This is a genomic window from Polaromonas sp. P1_G4, from assembly GCF_056405475.1.
On the sequence record NZ_JBFUCA010000160.1, the window covers coordinates 1 to 8,127 of the forward strand.

The 8,127-nt window shown below is 60.7% G+C and carries 6 protein-coding genes and 1 pseudogene; 4 read left to right on the top strand and 3 right to left on the bottom strand.

Translation table 11 applies throughout. The features are described 5' to 3' along the window. Both AC1D1X_RS10125 and apaG read right to left on the bottom strand, forming a co-directional pair. The coding region (locus AC1D1X_RS10125) for a site-specific recombinase (protein WP_477698224.1) at positions 1-1,443 on the bottom strand (1,443 nt) is incomplete at its 3' end. A 21-nt stretch (positions 1,444-1,464) separates the two neighbouring features. After that, positions 1,465-1,860, bottom strand: coding sequence for a Co2+/Mg2+ efflux protein ApaG (gene apaG, locus AC1D1X_RS10130; RefSeq protein ID WP_477698226.1), 396 nt, complete (start codon positions 1,858-1,860; stop codon positions 1,465-1,467). A gap of 98 nt (positions 1,861-1,958) precedes the next feature. On the opposite strand from apaG, the gene rpe reads away from it, so the two are divergent. The 4 genes from rpe (at position 1,959) to AC1D1X_RS10150 (ending at position 7,781) form a co-directional block, all read left to right on the top strand. Next, positions 1,959-2,654 (top strand): ribulose-phosphate 3-epimerase, encoded by a 696-nt coding sequence (gene rpe / locus AC1D1X_RS10135; protein WP_457282302.1) that lies wholly within the window; start codon positions 1,959-1,961, stop codon positions 2,652-2,654. A gap of 97 nt (positions 2,655-2,751) precedes the next feature. Continuing rightward, positions 2,752-4,332: an adenylate/guanylate cyclase domain-containing protein gene (locus AC1D1X_RS10140; RefSeq protein WP_477670717.1), complete on the top strand. Its 1,581-nt coding sequence runs from the start codon at positions 2,752-2,754 to the stop codon at positions 4,330-4,332. A 125-nt stretch (positions 4,333-4,457) separates the two neighbouring features. Next, on the top strand, positions 4,458-5,210 hold the full coding sequence (locus AC1D1X_RS10145) for a response regulator (RefSeq protein WP_477670718.1): 753 nt from the start codon (positions 4,458-4,460) through the stop codon (positions 5,208-5,210). A 42-nt stretch (positions 5,211-5,252) separates the two neighbouring features. Then, positions 5,253-7,781: a PAS domain S-box protein gene (locus AC1D1X_RS10150; protein WP_477698225.1), complete on the top strand. Its 2,529-nt coding sequence runs from the start codon at positions 5,253-5,255 to the stop codon at positions 7,779-7,781. A gap of 158 nt (positions 7,782-7,939) precedes the next feature. On the opposite strand, the pseudogene AC1D1X_RS10155 reads toward AC1D1X_RS10150, so the two are convergent. Next, a pseudogene (locus AC1D1X_RS10155) lies at positions 7,940-8,127 on the bottom strand (hypothetical protein); the annotation flags it as partial.

An 8,127-nucleotide genomic window follows, 5' to 3' on the forward strand; every position in this document is an offset into this window, starting at 1 on the left:
CAGCAGGGCGGGGCCCATCACGGTGAGGGTTTCCAGCACGTGGTGCGCGTCGGCGACGCTGATCATGGGCCGGCCCAGAACGACCTGGATCAGCGTGTTGACGAGCAGCACGGCCGGAACGACCATGAATACATTGCCGCACACCGCCGCAACTTGYGAACGCACCAGGTGTGTCACCTCGTCGACAAACGCTTCAATGGGGCCGGTCGTATCGACCGAACCGATGTCCTTGAGCTTGGCCGCCATCGCCGGTGCGGTCATGGCAGGCTGTTTGGTGGCCAATGTGAAATGCAGCAGCTGGATGACAACAAAGCTGCCGGCATAGACGACGCTGGACCAGAAGCCGCCCCAGAAGGCAGAAAGACCAACGGCGACGACCATGAATTTCAGGAGCGTGGTGAAAGCGGTGATCGCTCCGCCGCCCATGGCCTTGCCCAGCATTTCGCGGTATTCCTCGCGGGTACGGGTGATGTAGGTTTCCCCGGTCTCTGCGCTGCGCTCAGCCATCTTGGCCGACAGCAGCGTGGAGTTGGCGCTGATCAGCGCGCCTATGCTTTTGCTCTCCTGCGCCGTGATGACGCGGCGCGTCAGCAGTTTCAGCGCAGCCATGCCGGGTTTGGCCGAAAGCAGGGCGTCCAGCAGTTCGCGCACGCGCAGGATGCGTTCGCGTAACTGGCGCAGGCGAAACACCATGCCGACGGAGATGCCGTGGTCTTCAAGGTGCACGTAAATGCTGTTGACGGCCTGGCGGCAGGCGTCCAGTCGCTCACGGTACTGTGCGATGGCGGATTGCAGCTGGGCTTCGTTCCGGTCAGGCTTGAAGAACGCGTTGCGCAGCTCGTCAATATCAGCGGGCAGGGCATGGAAGGCCCGGGCGTGTGGCGTGGCGCGGTTCATGCGCAGCCGCAGCTCCGGCGCAAAACCGGTGGCGCGAATCTGCGCAGTGCAATACGTCAGGGCGTCCATCAGGCTGTATTGCCAGTGCAGTGCATCCAGCTTTGGGCTGGCCGACAGCAGCTGCGTCAGGCGGCTGATCTGGGCATCTTCCAGTGCGCCCATCCACTGGGCATCGAAGCGCGTGGGAGCGACCAGCGGGAAAAGCTCCGAAGCATCGGTGGTTTCGGGTGTTCCGGGAAGCAGCTTGCGACGCAGGCGTTCGGCCAGCTCGCTGACAAACGCCGTGCGCGGAGCAAAGCCGAAGTCGGCCAGCAAGGTGGTGATGTCAACGGTCTGCATCAGCGTTTGCCACCAGGCTTGCAGCCGTGTGCGCACTTCGGGCTGCATCTCCACGGCGTCCATCAACGCCTGTACCCGTGACACGGCCGCAGGCACGGAAGTCTGGTCGCCGCGAATCCACTCGAAAAGCTTGATCAGCCAGACATGGCGCTGGGCCAGGTCGGCGTCGGGGTCGAGCGCCTTCAGGAGGGAAGCAAGATCCTTCATCAGCCGGTCAAACCCATCCGTTCAGTGCAGCACCCGGCCGTGCGGGGCGCTGCCGTTGTGTGCTTCCAGAACGAACATGGCAATGGGTACGTCAAAACGTTCGCCATCTTCGGCCACACAAAAATAGCTGCCGTGCATGGTGCCGGTGGGCGTGCGCAGGCGTGATCCGCTGGTGTACTGGAAGGACTCACCCGGCTTGAGCAGCGGCTGGTGGCCCACAACGCCAAGCCCTTTGACCTCCTCGTTGTGACCGTTGGCGTCGCTGATGATCCAGTGGCGGGAAATCAGCTGGGCGGTCACGTCCCCGGTGTTGGTCACCGTGACGGTGTAGGAAAACCCGTAGATGTGGTCTTCCGGGGCCGACTGGTCAGGCTGGTATTGCGGAACGACTTCGCAGGAGAACTGGTATTTGKGCATGGCAGGTAAACGGTTGGCGCCCATGTTAACCGCCTGCCAGGGAGCCTGTCATGCGTGCGGGCATGACGCGGCGGCGGCTTGCTGCGACAATCCCTGCCATGCCTAAAAACACGCCGCCCACCTACCGGATCGCCCCCTCCATTTTGTCCGCCGACTTCGCCCGCCTGGGTGACGAGATCAAGGCCGTGATTGCCGCGGGAGCCGACTGGATCCACTTCGACGTTATGGACAACCACTATGTGCCCAACCTGACGTTTGGACCGATGATTTGCCAGGCGCTCAAGCCCCATGCAAAAAAAGCCGATGGCACGGCCGTGCCGGTGGATGTGCACCTGATGGTGCAGCCCGTCGATGCGCTGGCTGCAGCCTTTGCCGATGCAGGCGCCGACTTCATCAGTTTTCATCCCGAGGCGTCGGGCCACGTGCACCGCAGCGTGCAGGCCATCAAGGCAAAAGGCTGCAAGGCGGGGCTGGTGTTCAATCCGGCTTCTCCGCTGGATGTGCTGGACTGGGTGATTGAGGATATTGATCTCATCCTGATCATGAGCGTCAATCCCGGCTTTGGCGGACAAAGCTTTATTGACTCCGCGCTGCGCAAAATAGAAGATGCGAGAAAACGCATTGACGCTTCGGGAAAAGACATTCGCCTGGAAGTCGATGGGGGCATCAAGACCGACAATATCGCGCGCGTGGCATCGGCCGGTGCCGATACCTTTGTCGCGGGCAGTGCGATTTTCGGGAAACCCGACTACMGGGCGGTGATTGACGCCATGCGGGTGGAGCTGGTGAAATAAGGCAGACTGCAACGATGCAGACCCCTGTCTCCCATATCTCTCTGCCCGAAAACCGGTAGGGCCGCAACTGGCCCGGCATTCATGGAAGAGCCGCATCATGACTGAACCTGTGAAGCCGCTGGTTGGTGAGGCGCCCTCCGCGCGGAGGGCCCGCATCCTGGTGGTGGACGATACCGAGGACATACGTTATTTCCTCGCGACGCTGCTGCAGGACCGGTATGAGGTGACTGCCGCTGCGTCGGGCGAGGAGGGCCTGCAGGCGGCAATTTCGGGGGTACGCCCAGAGATCATCCTGCTGGATGTGATGATGCCCGGCATGGACGGCTACGAGGTGATGCGGCAACTGGCAGGCGATCCGCGCACGGCTGATATCCCGGTGATCTTCCTGACGGCGCTTGCCAGCGTGGAGGAGGAGCAATATGGGCTGGACCTGGGGGCCACCGACTACATCACCAAGCCCGTCAGCCCGCCCATCCTGTTGGCGCGCGTCAGGATGCATCTTGAACGCAGCGCGAATGCCAAGCGCCTGAAGACCCTGTCAGAACAACTGTCGCGTTACCTGGCACCGCAGGTCTACCAGTCCCTCTTTGACGGGTCGCGCCAGGCCGAAATCGAGACGCAGCGCAAATGGCTTACGGTGTTTTTTTCGGACATCAAGAACTTCACCGAATCGACCGGTAAATGGCAGCCCGAAGAAGTTACGTTCCTGCTGAACAGCTATTTTGAAGAGATGTCGCAAATCGCGGCCGACTATGGCGCCACGCTGGACAAATTCATTGGCGATGCCATCGTGATTTTTTTCGGGGACCCGCACACCCTTGGCCGGCAGCAGGATGCCGTGCAGTGCGTCCGGATGGCGGTGGCCATGCTGGTGCGGCTTGACGAGCTCCAGGTGCGGTGGAAAACGATGGGCATCGACAAGGCGTTTGAAATACGCATCGGCATTCATTCCGGGTTTTGCGATGTCGGAAATTTCGGCAGCAAGCTGCGCATGGACTACACCATCATTGGCCGGGAGGTGAACCTTGCCGCGCGGCTTGAGCAGGCCGCAGAGCCCGGCCAGATGCTGATCTCCCGTGAAACCCATGCACTGGTCCAGGCGGAAATCCAGGCCGAAGCGCGGCCTGCCGTCACGGCCAAGGGATTTGCGGAGCCCATTCCGGTTTATGCTGTGCTGAAACCGGCGCGCTTGCCGCAGGCTGTTGCGACAGCGACCCCGCCAACGTTGCAGCCGCCGCCGCGGGATACCGTCAAAACGCCGGGTACGGGAATTCCCATGGCGGATGCCGCAGACGCCACGTTGCCTGAGAGCATTGCCGGCCTGGATCTCAGCGTCGGCCTGACCCGCGCAATGGGGATGAAGGGGTTCTACCTGTCGATGCTGCGCCGCTACCTCGACGGCCGACGGGATACTCCCCGGCACATTCGCGAAGCGCTGGATGCGGGCGACCTGAAGAATGCCGAACTGCTCAGCCATTCCCTGCGGGGCGTTTCGGCCCAGATCGGCGCCATTAGCGTGCCGGCGGATGCGGCTGCGCTTGAGCAGGCCATCAATGAGGGCCTGCCGCGCAAAAGTCTGGATGAATTGTTGGGGAAACTGGAGTTATCCCTGGGCGAGCTGATTGCCGCGCTGCAGTCAGGGTTACCACCGACGGATCCGGCCCCCACAGGCCCTTAGCGAGCGATCCATGAGGGGCCGGGCCTGCAGGTGTATCGTTTCCTTACATCGCAAGCCACTAGAATCAGAATGCATTCAGGCTCATGCCACGACTGTTACCCGTTACCCGCGAAAGGACATCCACAGTGCATCCAAACAACGTATATGCGGTTACACCCAAAGGTCAACAGGAACTGCGCAGTGCCGCCACTTCGATTTCGCAGCCTGAGATTGAATTGCTGGTGCGCCTTGATGGCATTCTGACGGTTGCGCAGATCCGGCAGAGCATGGGTGAAGCAGGCAGTGCCACAGTAGACGGCACGCTCGATCTGCTCTATGCCAAGGGGCTTGTGGAAATGGTTCAGCCCGATCCGTTTGCGGCCTCGCTTCAACTCCACCTCAGCCCGTTGGCCCTGACAGCGGCGGGCGCGGAAGCCGACTCCTGTGCGGCCACGCTCAAGAAGTCCAATTACTATGTGCGTATTGCGCGCAAACGCGGAGCACCCCGTGCCCGCGCAGCTGGCGAGCGCCTGTCAGTCGTTATCGTGGACGACGAGGAGCACCTCGCCAAATTCCTGCAAAGTTATCTGACGTTCGAGGGGTTCGACGTTCGCACGGCCGGTTCCCGTGCCGAAATCGTGGCGGAATTTCGCAAGCAGCCGATTCCCGATCTGGTGCTTCTGGACGTGATGCTTCCGGATGCGGACGGCTTCGACATCCTGCTGCGGATTCGCTCCCATCCCGTGCTCAAGGACGTTCCGGTCATCATGCTGACCGCCAAGGCAACGCGGGAGTCCGTGCTGAAGGGCCTGGCGGGTGGTGCCGACGGGTATGTCACCAAGCCTGTAGAGACGGAATCACTGATTCAGGCAGTCCGTACCGTGCTGGGCACCCAATAGCGCGCCTTTGCGGCGAACAGGCCTGAAGAAGCTCCAAGCGCCATGAAAATGCCCTTTCGCTCAAGCACCAACGTGGCCCTGTGTGCCGGAATGGTGCTGATCGCCCTGAGTATTGCGGCATCCTATGTCACCATCAATTCGCTGATCAGCGATGCGCAGAGTGAAAGCGAAGCGCGGGAAAAGGCGCTCGTTCTCCAGCGCGTGGTTTCTGGATTCAAGGCGACGGAATCCCTGCAGCGGCGTTATTTGCTGACCAATGCCTCCAGCGACCTGGCTGACTACCGGCAGTCCCTTGCACAGATCCAGCAGGCGCTCGAAAGCATGCGGACCAGCCAGGATGTTGTGACCTCCACTGCAGATTGGCTTGCACTGAAAGATGCGATCACGCGAACGGTCGGCGTGATGGAACAGACCGTCACGGCACGCCAGCAATCCGGCCTGGAAGCCGCTATAGCCCTCGTGGGTGGCCCCCTGAACCGCCAGCTCCATGATGAAATCGAGATCCTGGTTGGCCGTATCAAGGGGGGTGAAGAATCAGCCCTTGAACGCACCAAGGCCGAAACCCGCCAGACCGCCCAAACCGTCAAGCAGCTGATCCTTATGGGCGGACTGCTGTCGCTCAGCATATTTGGCTGGGCGATCCAGAGGATTCTCCGGACGCAGGAAAAGCGCCGCCGTGCTGAGACGCAGCTTTTGGACAGCGAAGCCATGAGCCGGGCCGTGACCGAGAGCATGGCCGAAGGGCTGGTCACGGCGACGGGGGAAGGCTTGATCGTCCACGCGAACAGCGCAGCGCGTCATCTTTTTGGTTACCGGCTCGAAGACCTGGTTGGCCAGGAAGTCACCATGCTGCTGCCAACGCGGTACCGCATGGGGTTCARTGCCTTTTTCTCCGGGCTGGGCGGCCGCCAGCGCGGCTTCCGGGAGTGGGACGTGAAGATCCTGGGCCAGCGCCACGACGGGACCGAATTCCCCGTCAATGTGTCCTTTGGCGATGTCAATGTGAGCGGAAAGCGGCTTTTCACGGCCATCATTCATGACATCTCCGAGAGCGTGCGCATCACTGAAGCCCTTCGCAACAGCGAGGAGCAATTACGCCAGCTGACCGATACCGTTCCGGCCCTGATTGCCTATATCGACGGAGAGCAGCGCTTTCAATTCCATAACCGCGCCTACGAAGAAGCGTTTGGGTTGAAAGCCGAACAAATCGAGAACCGGCCGATGCAGGAAGTGCTGGGGGCTGAGCTGTATGACCAGGTCAGGGTGCATGTACGCGAAGCACTTTCCGGTTACTCGGTGCGTCATGAGTTCGAGTATGTGACAGCCGGCGGCGACCGCCGCGAGTACGTCATGAACTACTTTCCCAGATATGGTGAAGGGGACGAGCAGGACATGGTTATCGGGTTTTCATCGCTGGGAACGGACGTCACCGAGCTCAAGCGTATCGACCGCATGAAAACCGAATTTGTTTCAACCGTCAGCCATGAGCTGCGCACGCCGCTGACGTCAATACGCGGGTCATTGGGACTGGTATGGGGCGGTGTGGCCGGCGAAATTCCGGAAAAAGCCAAAAACCTCGTAGGTATTGCCCAAAGCAATTGCGAGCGGCTGATCCGGCTGATCAATGACATTCTCGACAGCGAGAAAATCGAATCAGGGAAGATGCGTTTCGAGCTGCAGGCGCAGGAGCTTGAGCCATTGCTGGAGCGGGCCCTGGCAGACAACGAGGGCTTTGCCGCCCAGCATGGCGTCAAGCTGGCCCTGCATAAAGCCGAAAATTCCCTGCAGGTCTGTGTTGACAGCGACCGGTTGATCCAGGTGGTGACCAACCTGTTGTCCAATGCCATCAAGTTTTCTCCTCCGGAGGGGACGGTCGATGTGACTGTGCGCAAGCGTGGCCGTCGCGCCCGGGTGGAGATCTCCGATAAGGGCCCCGGGATTCCCGACGAATTCCGGCAGCGCATTTTCCAGAAGTTCTCGCAGGCCGACTCCTCCGACACCCGCCAGAAAGGCGGGACCGGACTTGGCCTGAGCATTTCCAAAGCCATTCTTGAGCGCATGGAAGGCAACATCGGTTTCACGACCGAGAGCAATGCGGGAACCACGTTTTACTTTGATTTGCCCGAATGGCGCGAAGCACCCCCTGTCACCGCACCGGTGGGGCTGTATGCACGTCCCCGCGTGCTGGTGTGCGAGGACGACCCGGATGTCGCCAAGCTTATCGGCATGATCATGGACAAGGGCGGGTACGACGCGGACATGGCGCATACCGCGGACCAGGCACGCGACTACCTCAAGATGGAGACGTATGCCGCCATGACGATGGATATCAAGCTGCCTTATGAAAACGGCCTCACCGTTGTTCGTGAGCTGCGCGCCAACAAGCGCACCGCCACGCTACCGGTGCTGGTCTTGTCGGTTATCGCTGCAGAGGCCCGGCAGCATGCCGAAAACCAGTCGCTCGGCGTCTCGGAGTGGCTTGAAAAGCCGCTGGATGAGCAGCGCTTGCTGAAGTGCATCAAGCGCGCCATCAAAAGCCGCTCCAACGGGAAACGCGGGGGCGTTCTTTGATGGCACCGGCGCTGTGCCGTCTGGACTGCGATCTGGAATGAGGAAATAAGTACCTGCAAATCGAGGCTTTGAGCGGTTAATGCAGATTTTGCGGAGATGAGGTTCCGCCGGTGTTGTTGCAGTCCTCACCCCTCAGTATCTGGTCCGGCAGAAATTCGTCATTTGTCACCGGGCTTGGCCATGAGAGAGAGATCATCTCCAGTCTGCCCACCAAAGCCCCGCTTCGCAAGCTGCATCAGCAGCCGCCGGCCCTTGGCATCCGTCGTCCGCCAGGCAATGCGGGCGAGTTCGATAAAAGCGTTTTCTGCAGGATTGATTGCGTCTCCGCCGTGATCCGTATCCATCC